General features: G+C 72.3%; 16 protein-coding genes and 1 pseudogene. 1 reads left to right on the top strand and 16 read right to left on the bottom strand.

What is annotated here, in order from left to right; translation table 11 throughout:
• Positions 1-51: 51 nt before the first annotated feature.
• The 16 genes and pseudogenes from whiG to IEY78_RS19365 all read right to left on the bottom strand — a co-directional run bounded on the left by whiG (position 52) and on the right by IEY78_RS19365 (position 12,982).
• Positions 52-888 (bottom strand): RNA polymerase sigma factor WhiG, encoded by an 837-nt coding sequence (gene whiG / locus IEY78_RS19440; RefSeq protein ID WP_189099976.1) that lies wholly within the window; start codon positions 886-888, stop codon positions 52-54.
• 389 nt (positions 889-1,277) lie between these two features.
• Complete coding sequence (dprA, locus tag IEY78_RS19435; RefSeq protein ID WP_189099974.1) at positions 1,278-2,567, bottom strand: DNA-processing protein DprA; 1,290 nt, start codon at positions 2,565-2,567, stop codon at positions 1,278-1,280.
• Positions 2,564-4,216 carry a YifB family Mg chelatase-like AAA ATPase gene (locus IEY78_RS19430; RefSeq protein ID WP_189099972.1) on the bottom strand — a complete coding sequence of 551 codons (1,653 nt, stop codon included), beginning with the start codon at positions 4,214-4,216 and terminating at the stop codon, positions 2,564-2,566. The genes dprA and IEY78_RS19430 overlap by 4 nt, the downstream gene beginning before the upstream one ends.
• A pseudogene (locus IEY78_RS35015) lies at positions 4,216-4,572 on the bottom strand (YraN family protein); the annotation flags it as partial. The gene IEY78_RS19430 and the pseudogene IEY78_RS35015, both read right to left, overlap by 1 nt.
• Positions 4,573-4,953: 381 nt before the next feature.
• Positions 4,954-5,262, bottom strand: coding sequence for a DUF2469 domain-containing protein (locus IEY78_RS19420; RefSeq protein ID WP_189099970.1), 309 nt, complete (start codon positions 5,260-5,262; stop codon positions 4,954-4,956).
• Between the two features lie 38 nt (positions 5,263-5,300).
• Entirely contained in the window at positions 5,301-5,816 is a 516-nt protein-coding gene (locus IEY78_RS19415; RefSeq protein WP_229700049.1) for an NUDIX hydrolase, read from the bottom strand.
• A gap of 100 nt (positions 5,817-5,916) precedes the next feature.
• Positions 5,917-6,645 carry a signal peptidase I gene (lepB, locus tag IEY78_RS19410; protein ID WP_189099968.1) on the bottom strand — a complete coding sequence of 243 codons (729 nt, stop codon included), beginning with the start codon at positions 6,643-6,645 and terminating at the stop codon, positions 5,917-5,919.
• Positions 6,646-6,699: 54 nt separating this feature from the next.
• The gene (gene lepB / locus IEY78_RS19405; protein ID WP_189100053.1) at positions 6,700-7,665 is read right to left on the bottom strand and encodes a signal peptidase I; all 966 of its coding nucleotides are present in this window, start codon (positions 7,663-7,665) and stop codon (positions 6,700-6,702) included.
• Positions 7,607-8,743: a signal peptidase I gene (lepB, locus tag IEY78_RS19400; protein ID WP_229700048.1), complete on the bottom strand. Its 1,137-nt coding sequence runs from the start codon at positions 8,741-8,743 to the stop codon at positions 7,607-7,609. Before lepB (IEY78_RS19400) ends, lepB (IEY78_RS19405) begins: the two co-directional genes overlap by 59 nt.
• Positions 8,736-9,500, bottom strand: coding sequence for a signal peptidase I (gene lepB / locus IEY78_RS19395; RefSeq protein WP_189099966.1), 765 nt, complete (start codon positions 9,498-9,500; stop codon positions 8,736-8,738). The genes lepB (IEY78_RS19400) and lepB (IEY78_RS19395) overlap by 8 nt, the downstream gene beginning before the upstream one ends.
• A gap of 95 nt (positions 9,501-9,595) precedes the next feature.
• Complete coding sequence (rplS, locus tag IEY78_RS19390; RefSeq protein ID WP_018087148.1) at positions 9,596-9,943, bottom strand: 50S ribosomal protein L19; 348 nt, start codon at positions 9,941-9,943, stop codon at positions 9,596-9,598.
• 133 nt (positions 9,944-10,076) lie between these two features.
• Positions 10,077-10,886 (bottom strand): tRNA (guanosine(37)-N1)-methyltransferase TrmD, encoded by an 810-nt coding sequence (trmD, locus tag IEY78_RS19385; RefSeq protein ID WP_189099964.1) that lies wholly within the window; start codon positions 10,884-10,886, stop codon positions 10,077-10,079.
• Positions 10,886-11,443: a ribosome maturation factor RimM gene (gene rimM / locus IEY78_RS19380; protein WP_189099962.1), complete on the bottom strand. Its 558-nt coding sequence runs from the start codon at positions 11,441-11,443 to the stop codon at positions 10,886-10,888. The genes trmD and rimM overlap by 1 nt, the downstream gene beginning before the upstream one ends.
• Positions 11,444-11,551: 108 nt before the next feature.
• Entirely contained in the window at positions 11,552-11,791 is a 240-nt protein-coding gene (locus IEY78_RS19375; protein WP_168481574.1) for an RNA-binding protein, read from the bottom strand.
• A 2-nt stretch (positions 11,792-11,793) separates the two neighbouring features.
• Entirely contained in the window at positions 11,794-12,234 is a 441-nt protein-coding gene (gene rpsP, locus IEY78_RS19370) for a 30S ribosomal protein S16 (RefSeq protein WP_006602842.1), read from the bottom strand.
• Positions 12,235-12,391: 157 nt separating this feature from the next.
• Positions 12,392-12,982 (bottom strand): hypothetical protein, encoded by a 591-nt coding sequence (locus IEY78_RS19365; RefSeq protein ID WP_189099960.1) that lies wholly within the window; start codon positions 12,980-12,982, stop codon positions 12,392-12,394.
• A gap of 534 nt (positions 12,983-13,516) precedes the next feature.
• On the opposite strand from IEY78_RS19365, the gene IEY78_RS19360 reads away from it, so the two are divergent.
• Positions 13,517-14,377, top strand: coding sequence for a methyltransferase domain-containing protein (locus tag IEY78_RS19360; protein WP_189099958.1), 861 nt, complete (start codon positions 13,517-13,519; stop codon positions 14,375-14,377).
• Positions 14,378-14,383 lie beyond the last annotated feature (6 nt).

Below are 14,383 nucleotides of genomic sequence, written 5' to 3'. Positions count from 1 at the left end.
CGGCACTCCGTATGGCGACATGGCGTGGGAAGGCCCGGCGCGGGAGGGGGATCAGCGTCCGACGTCGGCGAGTTTCGCCCGTAGTTGGAGGACGGATTTGGTGTGGATCTGGCTGACCCGGCTTTCCGTGACGCCGAGGACGTTGCCGATCTCGGCGAGCGTGAGGCCTTCGTAGTAGTAGAGCGTGACCACGGTCTTCTCGCGCTCGGGGAGGGTGTTGATGGCCCGCGCGAGGAGCCGGCGCAGCTCGCGGTCCTCGGCGATCTCCACCGGGTTCTCGGCGGCCGTGTCCTCGAGGGTGTCCATCAGGCTCAGCCGTTCGCCCCCCTCGCCGCCGACGTGCAGCAGCTCCTCCAGGGCGACCACGTTCGCCAGCGACAGCTGACTGAAGACGCTGTGGAGTTCCTCCAGTCCGATGTCCATCTCCGCGGCGACCTCCGCCTCGGAGGGGGTGCGGCGCAGTTGTGCTTCGAGGGTGGCGTAGGCCCGCTCGACGGCGCGGGCCTTCTGACGGACGGAGCGCGGGATCCAGTCGAGTGCGCGCAGTTCGTCGATCATCGCGCCGCGGATGCGGGTGATGGCGTACGTCTCGAATTTGATGGAGCGTTCGGGTTCGAATTTCTCGATGGCGTCGATCAGTCCGAAGACTCCGGAGGAGACGAAGTCGGCCTGTTCGACGTTGGGGGGCAGGCCGACGCTGACCCGGCCGGCGACGTATTTGACCAGCGGCGAGTAGTGCAGGATCAGCTGTTCCCGCAGCCGCCCGTCCCCTGACGCCTTGTAGGAGCGCCACAACTCGTCGAGCGAGGTGGGCGGGGCGGGGCGCACGCTGCCGCGTGCGGCGGGGGGTACCGCCGCACGGTCAGACCCGGAGGTGTGCTGGGGCATTCGTCGCCTTGAGCCGTTCTGCCGAGACACGGGTGGATGGATGCATCTGGGTTCAATTTGCCTGTGAGCGTAGCGTGACCGCAGCGTTGCGGTGTGCGATGACGGCAGGTTCAGGGGGCGCAGATACGTTCCGCTGCCCGCACCCGGGGGTTGCCTCGTACGGCGTGGCGACATCCGGACAAGGGGCCGGTCGCGGCCCTGCGGAGGACGGCGCGGACGGAGGCGGTGGCGCGGCGCGCGGGACGCCGTGCGCCCCTGCGCCGCGCCGCCGGTTCTCCGTGGGTCGGTCGCGTGCACCGAAGCGTGGCAAACCTGGATTCTGCGGTCATTCCCCTCACCCTTTCACCCGTTCGCCCCAGGTCAAGCACCGCCTCGCCGGTAACCGTGGGTCACTCGGCGCGTCGCGCCAACTCCCAGCGGTCGCCGCACCTTTGCACGAATCCGAGGGACAACAGCTCGAAGAGCTTGCCCTGGGTCGCCTCGCGGGGCGTGCCGGCTTCCTCGGCCAGGCGGCCGGTGTCCGCGCCGCCCCGTGCGGGCAGCGCCTCCAGTACGCGGGTGGCGACGGGGTCGAGGAGGTCGCGGGTGAGGGTGGGTCCCGGGCGGCCGGGGGCGAGGTCGCCGATGCTGCCGACGAGCTCGATGACCTCGTCGGCACCGGTGACCACCGCGGCCTCGTCGCGCAGGAGTTGGTGCACACCGACCGACAGGCTGCTGGTGACCGGGCCCGGTATGCCCATCGTGAAGCGCCCGAGGGTCAGCGCCCGCCGGGCGGTGACCAGTGAGCCGCTGCGCAGCTCGGCCTCCACGACGACGGTGCCGCGGGTGAGTGCGGCGATGACGCGGTTGCGCTGGATGAACCGGCTGCGGGTGGGGTGGTCGCCGGGCGGTAACTCGGCGATCACCAGGCCCTGTTCGGTGATCCGGCCCAGCAGTTCGGTGTGGCCGCGCGGGTAGGCGTAGTCGACGCCGGAGGCCAGGACGGCGATGGTCGCCCCGGTCGCGGCCAGTGCGCCGCGGTGGGCGGCGCCGTCGACGCCGTAGGCGGCTCCGGAGACGACCGTCCAGCCGCGGTCGGCGAGGTCCGCGCCGAGGGTGGTGGCGAGGTGCGCGCCGTAGTCGGTGCAGGCCCGGGCGCCGACGACGGCGACCGAGCGCAGTGCCCAGAGTCTGAGGTTGGCCGTGCCGCGTACCCACAGTCCGAGGGGGCGGGCGTCGCCGAGGTCGTCGAGCTGGCCGGGCCATTCGTCGTCGCCCGGGCAGATGAACCGGCCGCCGAGCGCGGCGACGGCGTCGAGATCCGCGGCGGGGCGGGCCCGGGCGGCGCGCAGGCGCAGGCCCTCGGTCTTGGCGGGGCTCGCGCCCGGGGGCGGCGGCGCGTCCGGGTCGGACAGCATGCGCCACAGTGCCACCGGGCCCATTTCGCGGACCCAGCGGCCGGCGGTCTCATCGCCGGGTTCGAGGATGCGGGTGAGGGCGGCCCGTGCGGTGCGCCGGGGTTCGTGGTCCGTGCCGCCGGGCGCGGACCGTGGCCGACTGGGCGCGCGCCGGGTGGTGTCCGGTGCGGTGGTGGACGGGGCGTGTCCCGGCTCCGCGGCCGGTCCGGGGGTGCGGGCCCGGGCGTCCTGGGCGGTGCCGGGCCGGTCCGTGGCAAAGCCCCATGCGTCTACTCCGTTCATCGCTTGCCCCTGTGGGCGCGGGGCCGGGCGGCGGTCTCGTTGCCGTCGGCGCCGGTCGTGGTCAGGGCGCCGCGGCGGACGCCGGTGCGCAGTTCCAGGGCCCAGTTGACGTCTTCGCCGGTGGGGCGGTCGCGGCCGGCGAGGTCGGCGGCAGTCCAGGCGACGCGCAGGACCCGGTCGAGTCCGCGGGCGGTGAGCAGGCCGCATTCGAGGTCGCGTTCGGCCTGGGCCAGCGCTCCGGGGTGGACCTGCCAGCGGGTGCGCAGCTCGTGGCCGGGGACCTCGCTGTTGGTGTTCCAGGGGGTGTCGGCCAGGCGGGCTGCGGCGCGTTCACGGGCGGTGTGCACGCGTGCGGCCACGACGGCGGTGGATTCGGCGCCGCGGCCCAGTGCGAGGAGTTCGGAGCGGGCGACCGGTTCCACGGCGATCCGCAGGTCGACGCGGTCCATCAGGGGGCCGGAGAGCCGTGAGCGGTAGCGCCGGATGGAGGACGGCCGGCATTCGCAGCCGCCGCCGGCGGTGCCGTGGCGTCCGCAGGGGCAGGGGTTGGCGGCGAGGGCGAGGAGGATGCGGGCGGGCATGCGCATCATGCCGCCGGCGCGGGCGACGGTGATGTGGCCGGATTCCAGGGGCTGGCGGAGGGCGTCCAGGACGCGTGGGCTGCATTCCGCGGCCTCGTCCATGAACAGCACGCCGTGGTGGGCGAGGGAGACGGCTCCGGGGCGGGGCAGGCCGGTGCCGCCGCCGACGAGGGAGGCCATGGTCGCGGAGTGGTGCGGTGCGCAGTAGGGCGGCCGGTCGACGAGCGGCTGGCCCGGCGGGAGGGTGCCGGCCACCGAGTGGACGGCCGTGACCTCCAGGGATTCCTTGGGGGACAGCGGCGGCAGCAGCCCCGGGAGGCGTTCGGCGAGCATGGTCTTGCCGGCGCCGGGCGGGCCTTTGAAGAAGATGTGGTGGCGCCCGGCGGCGGCTGCTTCCAGGGCGCGGCGGGCGCCGTGCTGGCCTGCGACGTCCGAGAGGTCGGGGGTGTGGTCGCCGGACGGCAGGCCCGCTCCGGCGCAGGTACCGGACACGGCGAGCCCGGCGAGCAGCGGGTCGGGGCGGCCTTCGTCGAGAGGTTCTTCGTGGGGTACCGGTTCGTCGGCGAGGACGCCGATGAGCTGGCGCAGGCTCCGGACGCCGAGGACCGAGATGCCGGGGACGAGGGAGGCTTCGGCGGCGGTCTGTTCGGGGACGACGACCTGGCGGTATCCGGCGTCGGCGGCCGCCAGGACGGCGGGCAGGACGCCGCGTACGGGGCGGACGCGGCCGTCCAGGCCCAGTTCGCCGATCATCATCAGGTCGGTGAGTTCGCGGGGATCGAGGCGTTCGGCGGCGCCGAGGACCGCGCAGGCCACGGCGAGGTCGAAGCCGCTGCCGCCCTTGGGTACGGAGGCCGGGCTGAGGCCGACGGTGAGTTTCTTCTGCGGCCATTCGGCGCCGGAGTTCACGACGGCGGCGCGGACGCGTTCCCTGGATTCGATGAGGCTCTTGTCGGGCAGGCCGACGAGGGTGAAGGCGGCGACGCCCGGTTCCAGGTCGGCCTGGACCTCGACGACGACTCCTTCGACGCCCACGAGGGCGACGGAGCAGGTGCGGGCGAATCCCATCAGGCCACCCCCCGGGCGTGCTGGACGACGGGGGCGCCGCGGGCCGGCAGCAGGATGCCGATGACGTCGATCCGTACGCCGCCGGGCGGTGGGCCGCCGTGCCGTTCCAGCCAGCGTTCCGCCAGCAGTCGCAGCCGGGCGGTCTTCTCGGGGCGTACGGCCGCCATGGGGTGTTCGTACCGGGCGGCGCGGCGGGTCTTGACCTCGCAGATCACCAGGGCGTCTCCGTCGGCGGCGACGATGTCGATCTCTCCGTCGCGGCAGCGCCAGTTGCGGTCCAGGATCCGCATGCCGGCCTCGGTGAGCCGCCGGGCGGCCAGGTCCTCGCCGTAGCGGCCCAGGGCACGGCGCCGGTTGCCGGTCGGGGCGGCTGCCGAGGGGCCGGTGTCCGGTGGCTGAGCGGCGGTCGAGGGGGTGCCCCTCCTGCGCGCCGCCGCCTTGGGCGGGCACGGTCGGGCTCGCTGTGCGTCCCGTCCTCTTGCCGGCCGCGGCTTCCGCGGCGGGCGGGTGGGCTGGCTGTCCTGTGCGGCCCTGCGGCCGGTCTGCATGGCGTTCATGCGGTACCACCTCCGGCACCGACTGTGACGCGCCCGCACGAAGCTGTTGGATCTTGGTGGACAACCGGCCGCCTGTGGACAACCTGCTCACCCGCACGGGTGACGGCGGGCCGTCGACCGGCAGGCCGCCCGCTCCCACCGGTCGGCTCGACGCCGGTCGGCGGCCCGCCGTCCGCCGGCTCAGCTCGCCGGAAGTTCCAGATCGCTCTTGTTCAGCTCCTCGATGTTCACGTCCTTGAACGTGAGCACCCGCACCTGCTTGACGAAGCGCGCCGGGCGGTACATGTCCCAGACCCAGGCGTCGGCCATCGACACCTCGAAGAAGACCTCTCCCTGCACCGAGTGCACCTGCATCTCGTAGTCATTGGTGAGGTAGAAACGTCGCTCGGTCTCGATCACGTATTTGAACAGCCCGACGACGTCGCGGTACTCCCGGTAGAGCTTCAGCTCCATCTCGGTCTCGTACTTCTCGAGGTCCTCGGCGCTCATGGCAGATCCCCTTCAGCCGTGCGTCCCCCTATTGTGCGTCAGACCCTCTGGGTCTCCAGGAGCACCGGCGCACTAGGGGGCCCGTCGACGAGCAGCGTGCGCAGCAGCTCGGCGAGTCTGGTCGGGTACACCGTCTCATGCGAGGCCGACAGTTCCTGAGAAGTCCACCACCTCAGCCCCGAGACGCTGCGTCGTTCCAGGTCAGTCTGCCCACCGGTGTCGGTGGCAGTCCGCTCCGTGCGCCCCAGGTAGTACCACTCGTCCTGCTCCCAGCGCCGCCCGTCGAACGGGAAGGAGCAGCGGCGCTTCCACAGGACCGGCCCGAGGACGGCGCCGGTGATGCCGGTCTCCTCGGCCAGCTCACGATGGGCGGCCTCCTCGTGGCTCTCCGTGCCCTCCAGGCCGCCCCCGGGGGTGAACCACCAGGTCTCGGTGGGACGGGCCGGTTCGAAGCCGTGGAGCAGCAGGATCCGGTCGTCGGGGTCGAGCAGCACAACGCGGGAGACCTGGCGCACCGCGGCTTCCACCGGCTCGTCAGGAGTCGGTTCCGCCACACGACGGTCAGCCGACCCATGTGTCTCCGCCCCACGACGCTCGCCCGCCCCGTCCGCCCCGGCCCCGCGGCAGCCGTCAGGCTCGTCTGCCTCCGGCCCCTCAGGCACGTCCGCGCGCCCCGCGCCGGGCGATCGGTCCGTAGGCGGCGCCGGCCAGGATGAGGACCGCGCCGGCGACCACGGTGAAGGTGATGGGCGCTATCGGGCCGGGCTGCGAGGTGCCGCCGGGGAGCGCGGAGAAGGCGGCCGGGCGCTGCATCACGCCGACGCTGCCGAGCGGCCAGGCGCGGGCGTCGACCCGGGCCTGGACGGCGCCGCGCGGGACGGAGCCGTGGTCGCCGTCGGTGAGGTGGACCCGCGAGTCCATGGAGTCGCTGCGGTGATCGCCGAGCAGGAAGAGCTGTCCGGCGGGGACCTTCGCCTTGAAGCCGATGGGCGAGGCGGGGCCACTGCCCTGCAGATACGGTTCTTCGACGGGCTTCCCGTTGATGGTCAGCCGGCCCTGCTTGGTGCAGCAGGCGACCTTGTCGCCGCCGACGCCGACCACCCGCTTGACCATCGGGACATCGCCCCACACGGAGTCCTTGAAGACGACGACGTCACCACGCCGTATCTCGGAGCCCTCCACCTTCTGGGCCAGGACCCGCGCCCCCGGGGCGATGGTCGGCGACATCGAATCGGTGGGCACCGTATAGGGGCGGTACGACAGCGCCGCCCATACGAAGCCGCCCAGGAACGCCACACAGCCGAGGGCCACGGCCAGACCGGACAGCGTGCTGCCCAGGGTCCGGCCGCGGCCGGACGTCGTGTGTTCCGTCGTGCTGCTCATCCCAGCGCTCCCACCCCGCGGGCCGGGCCCGCGTCGAAGATCCGGGACGGCACCTTACCTGGGGTTACGCGCTCCGGTCAGCCTCCGGCGACGCCGGATCACGATCGGCACCGCGCCGGCCAGGCCCAGGGCGGCCGGTGCGACCCCCATTGCCTTGTTGATCCCGGGCTGGTTGAAGGTGTCCGGTACGGGCAGGGTCGCCCAGCGGTTGATGGGCCAGGCGATGGTGAACGCCCGGCCGACGACCTCGTCCTCCGAGACCGTGCCGTTCCCCTTGAGGGTCTGGTGGTAGCGGGAGTCGAGGGAGTCGTCGCGGTGGTCGCCCATCACCCAGATCCGGCCCTTGGGGACGCGGATCGGGCCGAACGCGCGGTCACCGCAGGGGGTGGCGCCGGGGAAGATGTAGCTGTCCTCCTTGAGCGCCTTGCCGTTGACCTTGACCGGGCCGGTGCCGTGGCACTCGACGGTGTCGCCGCCGACCGCGATGACCCGCTTGATCAGGTCCTTCTCCTCGGCCGAGGGCATCAGGCCGATGAAGCTGAGGACCTTCTGGACCGGGTTGGGCTCGGGGGTCGGCGTCTCGTTCAGCCAGCCGCCCGGGTCGTGGAAGACGACGACCTCGCCGCGCTGCGGCTTGGAGCCGAACCACGGCGTGAGCTTGTCGACCAGGACCCGGTCCCCGCGCTGCAGGGTGTCCTGCATCGAGTCGGACGGGATGGAGAACGCCTGCACCAGGAAGGTTTTGATCAGCAGCGCGAGGAGGAGGGCGATGCCGATGAGAATCGGCAGCTCCTTCCAGAAGGCACGCGGCTTCTTGGCCTTCTTCATGCCGCTCACCTCGCCACTCGCCGACGTGTCCAACGTATCCGACGCGTCCGCCCCGGCTGCGTGCGGCGCCTGGGCCCGCGCTCCCGCGGATGACTGTGCCTGATGCACGGAACTCGCCGCCGGCTGCGGGGTCTCACCGCGCCGTGCCGGCTCTTCGGGCTCTTCGGTTCCGGACCGCGCGCCGACCGCCAAGTCCCCCACATCTGCTCCTCACTCCACGGACTCGCCCGCGCGTCAACCGGCGCAGGCCCACCACTCCCATAACGAGCGGGAGTTCCGCAGGGGTCGGGAGTACGGTCAAACTCTCGGAGGACACCTTATGCGGCGCACCCGCCGCGGACGCCTTGGCGCCCGGCGCGTCGTGCACCGTCGTGAAGGTGTCCGGCTCTTCGAGGCGCCGCCAGTGCCCGAACGGCCAGGCGATCACCACGGCCCGGCCCACCACACTGTCCTCGGAGACCGTGCCACGGTACGGCTCGTCCAGGTGAAAGCGCGAATCCGCGGAGTTCGAGCGGTGGTCGCCCATGACGAAGATCCGGCCGGTGGGGACGGTGACCGTGAACTTCAGTGTGGACGGCGGATTCCCCGGATGGACGTACGGTTCGGTCAGCGGGGTGCCGTTGACGGTGACCTTGCCCTGCTTGTCGCAGCATTTGACGGTGTCCCCGCCGACCGCCACGACCCGCTTGATCAGGTCCTGTTCATTGGCCGACGGCAGCAGGCCGATGAAGGTCATGGCGTCCTTGACCGGCTTGAAGGCTCCCCCGTCGTCGGTGGGCTTGGTCTGCTCGCCCTTGAGCCAGCCTCCGGGGTCCTTGAAGACGACGACGTCGCCGCGCTCGGGCTTCGACCCGAACCACGGCGTGAGCTTGTCGACCAGCACCCGGTCGCCGATCCGGATCGTCTGCTCCATGGAGCCGGACGGGATGACGAAGGCCTGGACGAGGAAGGTCTTCAGGACGAGGGCGATGGCCAGTGCCACGCCCACGAGGATGGGGATCTCCTTGAGGTAGGAGCGCTGCCGGCGGCGCTTGATGCGCCGGGCCAGGCGCCTGCGCTCGGCCCGCCCGCCGGTCGCCGGGCGGCCCGACGGGCCCCGGGTCGCGGAGCGTCCGGCCCGTGGGCCGGGGACGGTGCCGGGCTCCTGGGGAGCGTCGTACCCGCCGGAGTCGCCGTACGCGCCGTCGGCCTCCGGCTGCGGCCGGGCGGCCGCCCGCCCCCGCCGGCCGGCGTCCTTGCTCCCGTGACGGGGGCGTCCGCGGCTACCCACGTGGGCCTGCCGCGGCGGGTATCCGGTCGGCGGCGCCCGGTGCGCCGAGGGTGCGCCAGCGGCCCACCGGCCAGGTGATCAGGTCCGCGCGGCCGATGACCTTGCCGACCGGAACCGTGCCGCCGCCGGGGTCGCCGAGGTGGTCGCGGGAGTCGCTGGATCTGGCGCGGTGGTCACCCATGACCCACAACCGGCCCTGGGGCACCACGATGTCGAAATCCACCGAGGACGGCGCGTCCCCGGGGTGGAGATACGCCTCGCTCACGGGCTTACCGTTCACTTCGATCCGTCCCCGTTTGTCGCAGCAGGTCACGTGGTCACCGCCGATGCCGATCACGCGCTTGACGTAGTCGGTCCCGGCAGACGGGGCCAGTCCCAGCGCCGCACCGGCGCCGCGCAGCAGTCCCGTGACGGGATTCTCCCCCTGCTCCCTGTGAACGAACGATCCTCTGCCGTCGAACACCACCACGTCGCCCCGCGCGGGAGCGCCGCCGAATCGGTACGCCAGCTTGTTGACCAGCACCCGGTCCCCGATCTGGAGGGTGCTCTCCATCGAGGAGGACGGGATCAGAAAGGGCTGGGCGACGAGCGCGCTGAGCAGCAGCACGAAGGCCAGGCAGAGCGCGAGCAGGGTGGCCGGCCGGCGGTACAGGGTGGCCGCCCAGCCGCGACAACGCGCGAAGCGCGACCCCTGCTCCGGCCCCTGGTCGGGGGTGGGAGAGGGATCGCGCTCCGTGAGCTGTGCGTCGGTGTTCATCGGGCCCTGAGCCTATCCGGCCGGATCCGGACGCCGTACGCGAGCGTCGGTTTGCGTTGCCGCGGCGCAAAAAATCGCGCGCCGGGCGGCCCGGCTCAGTTGTCGCGCTTCTCCTTGATCTTCGCGGCCTTGCCGCGGAGCTCACGGAGGAAGTACAGCTTGGCGCGACGGACGTCACCGCGGGTCACGACCTCGATCTTCTCCACGATCGGGGTGTGCACCGGGAAGGTGCGCTCGACGCCGACGGAGAAGCTGACCTTGCGGACCGTGAAGGTCTCGCGCACGCCGGCGCCCTGGCGGCGGATGACAACGCCCTTGAACTGCTGCACACGGGAGCGGTTGCCCTCGATGACGCGGACGTGGACGTTGACGGTGTCACCCGGGCGGAAGGCCGGGATGTCGCTGCGCTTCGAGGCGGCGTCGACGGAGTCGAGAAGGTGCATGACCTACTGCTTTCTTCGCTGATGCCACAGGTCATCAACGGGATATCGGAAAGGATGTGTCGGATGCCGTTCCGTCGGGCGGGCGTCGTTCCCCCTGTGGCAGGGGCGCGCGCCGGACGCACACAGCAGCGGCCTATTCTTCCACGGCCTCGGTCGTCCGCCCAAATCGGCCGTCGGCGCCCGCCGACCAGCCGAGAGCGTCGAGCATCGCGCGGTCGTGCTTGCCGAACGCGGCGGGGTCGGCGCGCTCGATCAGATCGGGGCGGTTGCGGTCGGTGCGGCGGAACGCCTCGTCCCGCCGCCAGCGGGCGATCTTGCCGTGGTGCCCGCTGAGCAGCACCTCGGGGATGCCGCGGCCGCGCCACTCGGGGGGCTTGGTGTAGACGGGCCCCTCCAGGAGATCGGCCATCTCCCCGGGGGCGAAGGAGTCGTCCTGGTGAGAGGCCGCGTTGCCGAGGACGCCGGGCAGCAGCCGGGCCACCGCCTCGACCATGACCAGGACCGGTGCCTCGCCGCCGGCCAGGACGTAGTCGCCGATGGAGACCTCGCGCACGTCGACGCGGTCGCCGTACTCCTCGATGACCCGGCGGTCGATGCCCTCGTAGCGGGCCGGGGTGAACACCAGCCAGGGCTTGGCGGAGAGTTCGACGGCGAGCTGCTGGGTGAAGGGGGCGCCGCTCGGGGTGGGCACGACGATCACCGGCTCGCCCTCGCCGGACGCGAGGATCTCATCGAGCGCCTCGCCCCACGGCTCGGGCTTCATGACCATGCCCGGGCCGCCGCCGTAGGGGGTGTCGTCGACGGTGTTGTGCTTGTCGTGGGCCCATTCCCGCAGGTCGTGGATGCGCACATCGAGCTGTCCGCGCGCGCGGGCCTTGCCCACGAGCGAGACGTTCAGCGGTTCGAGGTACTCAGGGAAGATCGTGACGACGTCGAGCCGCATCAGCTGTCCTCGTCGGTGATGGCGCGGCCGGAGGCGATCTCGGCCTGGCTGTCGTCGAGGAGGCCGGGCGGCGGGTCGATGACCGCGCGCTGCGCGTCGAGGTCGATCTCCGGGACGATCTCGGCGACGAACGGGATCAGGACCTCGCCGCCGTCGGGCCGCCGGACGACCAGCAGGTCCTGGTAGGGCAGATGGGAGACCTCGGCGATCCGGCCGACGGTGGTGCCGTCGCGGGTGACGACGTCGAGGTCGATCAGCTGGTGGTCGTAGAACTCCTCGGGGTCCTCGGGGACCTCCTCGGGGTCGACCTCCGCGATCAGCAGGGTGTTGCGCAGCGCCTCGGCCGCCGTGCGGTCCCGGACGCCCTCGAAGCGCAGCAGCAGCCGGCCGCTGTGCACCCGTCCGGCCTCGATGGTCAGCGGTCCCACGGAGGACGGTTCGGTGGTGAGGACGGCGCCGGGGCCGAGCCGCAGCTCGGGCTCGTCGGTCCGCACCTCTACCGTGACCTCGCCCTTGATGCCGTGGGCGCGGCCGATCCGTGCCACTACCAACTGCACGCTGTTCTCTCCCTTGCCAGTGTCCGCGGCACCCGTCCGGTGTCCGTGGACGACTACGGGCCGGGGCGGGCCGGCGGCCCTCCCCGGCCCGAGCCGGTGTTCAACTTGTCAGCGGACCTGGTCCACGTCGACGAGGTCGACGCGGATGCCCCGTCCGCCGATGGCGCCCACGACGGTCCGCAGCGCGCGGGCGGTACGGCCGTTGCGGCCGATCACCTTGCCGAGGTCGTCGGGGTGGACCCGGACCTCGAGCACGCGCCCGCGGCGCAGGGTGCGCTCGGCCACCTGCACCTCATCGGGGTTGTCGACGATGCCCTTGACGAGGTGCTCGAGGGCTTCCTCGAGCATGCTCAGGCCTCGGTCGACTCGGAGGTGGACTCGGCCGCAGCCTCGTCCGCCTTCTTGTCAGCCTTCTTCGCCTTCGGGGTGATGGCCTCACCCTTCGGCTCGTCGCCGGACGCCTTCGCGGCGGCCTCGAAGAGGGCGCGCTTGTCGGCCTTCGGCTCGGCGACCTTCATCGGCGCCGGGGCGGGCAGGCCCTTGAACTTCTGCCAGTCGCCGGTGACCTTGAGGATGGCCATGACGGGCTCGGTCGGCTGCGCGCCGACACCCAGCCAGTACTGGACACGCTCGGAGTCGACCTCGATGCGCGAGGGGTTCTGCACCGGGTGGTACAGGCCGATCTCCTCGATGGCCCGGCCGTCACGGCGGGTACGGGAGTCGGCGATGACGATGCGGTAGTGAGGCGCGCGGATCTTGCCCAGACGCTTCAGCTTGATCTTGACTGCCACGGGAGTGGTGTCTCCTGGTCTTGACGTGGTGGGGCACAACGGGATGCCACGTGGGGTTGCGGTACTCGGGATGCCCCGATGGACGCGTCAGCCGGAGGAGAGAGGGGTCCTGTGCGACTGTCGAGTACAGCCAGCCATTCTGCCACACCCGACCGGGTCAGCCGACCGCGGCCACCTCGGGGATGCGGAAGGGCTTCCCGCAGCCGCCGCAGACGATCGGCGCCTGGGCGAGCACGGACGGGACGACCCGGACATTGCGCCCGCAGTCGCAGACGGCCTTGACCCGGACGCCGCCCCCGGAGGAGCCGTGCCGCGCGGCGGGGCCGCGGAAGCTGCGGGTGGTGTCCGTGGCGGTGGCGGCGGTGTGCGCCTTGAGGGCTCTGGCGAGCCGTTCGATGGTGGGGCGGTAGCGCCTTCTGGCTTCGGGGTTGAGCGTGACCAGGGAGAAGCCGCTGCTGGGATGCGGCTCGTCGACGTGGTCCAGGCCCAGCTCCTCGGCGATCGCCAGGAACCGGCGGTTGTGGTAGCGGCCGGCGCGGGAGGTGTCACGGACGCCGCGGGCGGCGGCGATGCCGTGGACGGCCTCGTGGAGCAGCCGTTCGAAGGAGAGTTCGGCGCCGCAGGCGGACGAGGACTCTCCGATCAGGGACTCGGGCGCGGCCAGGTCCGGCAGCTCGGGGTGGTGCCGTTGAATATCGGCCCAGGCGAGTGCCAGCTCGGCGGCGAGGACAGGCGGTGTCGTGCTCACGTCGTGACAACGAGCCGGGGCCGTCGAGTGTTCCGATTCCGGGGCATCTCAAATAATTTGCACGTACCAGTCAGTTTCCGGTCATGAGTCGTGCCGAGGGCGGGTGCGCCGATCTGCGCAGAAGCCACTCACCGGGCCGCAAGCCGGTACGTATCACCGCGTACGCCGCATGGCGTAGCCGGTCGTATACGGCGTGAGGATCACCGCGGCGATCGTACGGGGCGTACCCGTGCCCGCCGACACCGGCCCGTATGCCCGCGGGGCGCCGGCGGACGGGGGTGAACCGGAGGGCGCCCGGGAGCCCGGCGGCGGTCGTTGCCGTGGCGGAACGGCGCCGGGCGGGGCAGGCTGAAACGGCGCTCCAGGGCGCGCGGGCCCGGCGCATGGAGGGGCGCGCGGGAGACAACCCCGGCGCATCCCCTGGACGCCCGGACGAATGCGCAGTTGTCTGGTTCGCGGGGGCGCACCACGCGCGAACACGGGGGCGATCGGTACGGAACAGCTTCGGGTTCTCGGCGAATAGGGGCGCTATCGATGTCACCGACGCTCGTGCGGCACCAGCTTCCGCACTCCGGATCCATGCGCTGCGACGATCCGCCCGCTCCGGTCCGGTCACGGCGTACCCGTGACTGGGCCGAGATCCAGGAGCGGATGCTGATACCGCTGTACGAAGCCGCCTACGACCGCCTGGGCATCGGCTCGGGCACCCGGCTGCTGGGGCTGGGCTGCGGCTCCGGGCTGGCGCTGCTGCTGGCGGCGGGGCGCGGCGCGCAGGTCAGCGGGGTGGACGCAGACGAGTCCCGGCTGGAACTGGCGCGTGAGCGGCTCACGCCGGAGGGCAGGCCGGAGCACACCCGGCTGGTCAGTGGCGGTCTGGAGGCCGCGGCGCCCGGGGATGCCGCCTTCAACGTGATCACGGCGTTCCACCCGGTGGGCTGTGTGAGCACGGTCGAGGGGCTGACGGCCTCGCTGTCCGCGGCGGCCGGGCTGGCGGAGCGCGGCAGCGCGGTGGTGCTGGGCGGCTGGGGCCCGGTGGAGCGCTGTGCCACGGCCGGGGTGCTGCGGGTCGCGCAGCGGCTGGCCGATCCGCGGGGCGGGTGCGCGGGCGGCGCCGGCCTGCGGCCCAGCGGCCGGGACGATCTGGAGGAGCTGGCGGACCGGGCGGGGCTGCGGCCCGACGGTTCGGGCCGGGTGGCCTGCCCGTTCGGGTACGCGGATCCGGCGAGCGCGGTGCGCGGGCTGCTGTCGACGGGGCTGTTCGACGCGGCGCTGGCGGTGACGGACGAGCGGCAGGTGGCGAAGGAGCTGGCGGAGGCGCTGCATCCGTATCAGCGGGCGGACGGGACGGTGTGGATGCCGAATGTGTTCCGCTATCTGATCGCGCGGACGCGGTAGCCGCCG

The sequence above is a fragment of the Streptomyces kronopolitis genome (genome assembly GCF_014646275.1).
In the GTDB taxonomy this organism is placed as follows: domain Bacteria; phylum Actinomycetota; class Actinomycetes; order Streptomycetales; family Streptomycetaceae; genus Streptomyces; species Streptomyces kronopolitis.
The sequence above is the reverse complement of the archived record's forward strand: the minus strand, read 5'-3'. Positions and strand labels throughout refer to the sequence as shown.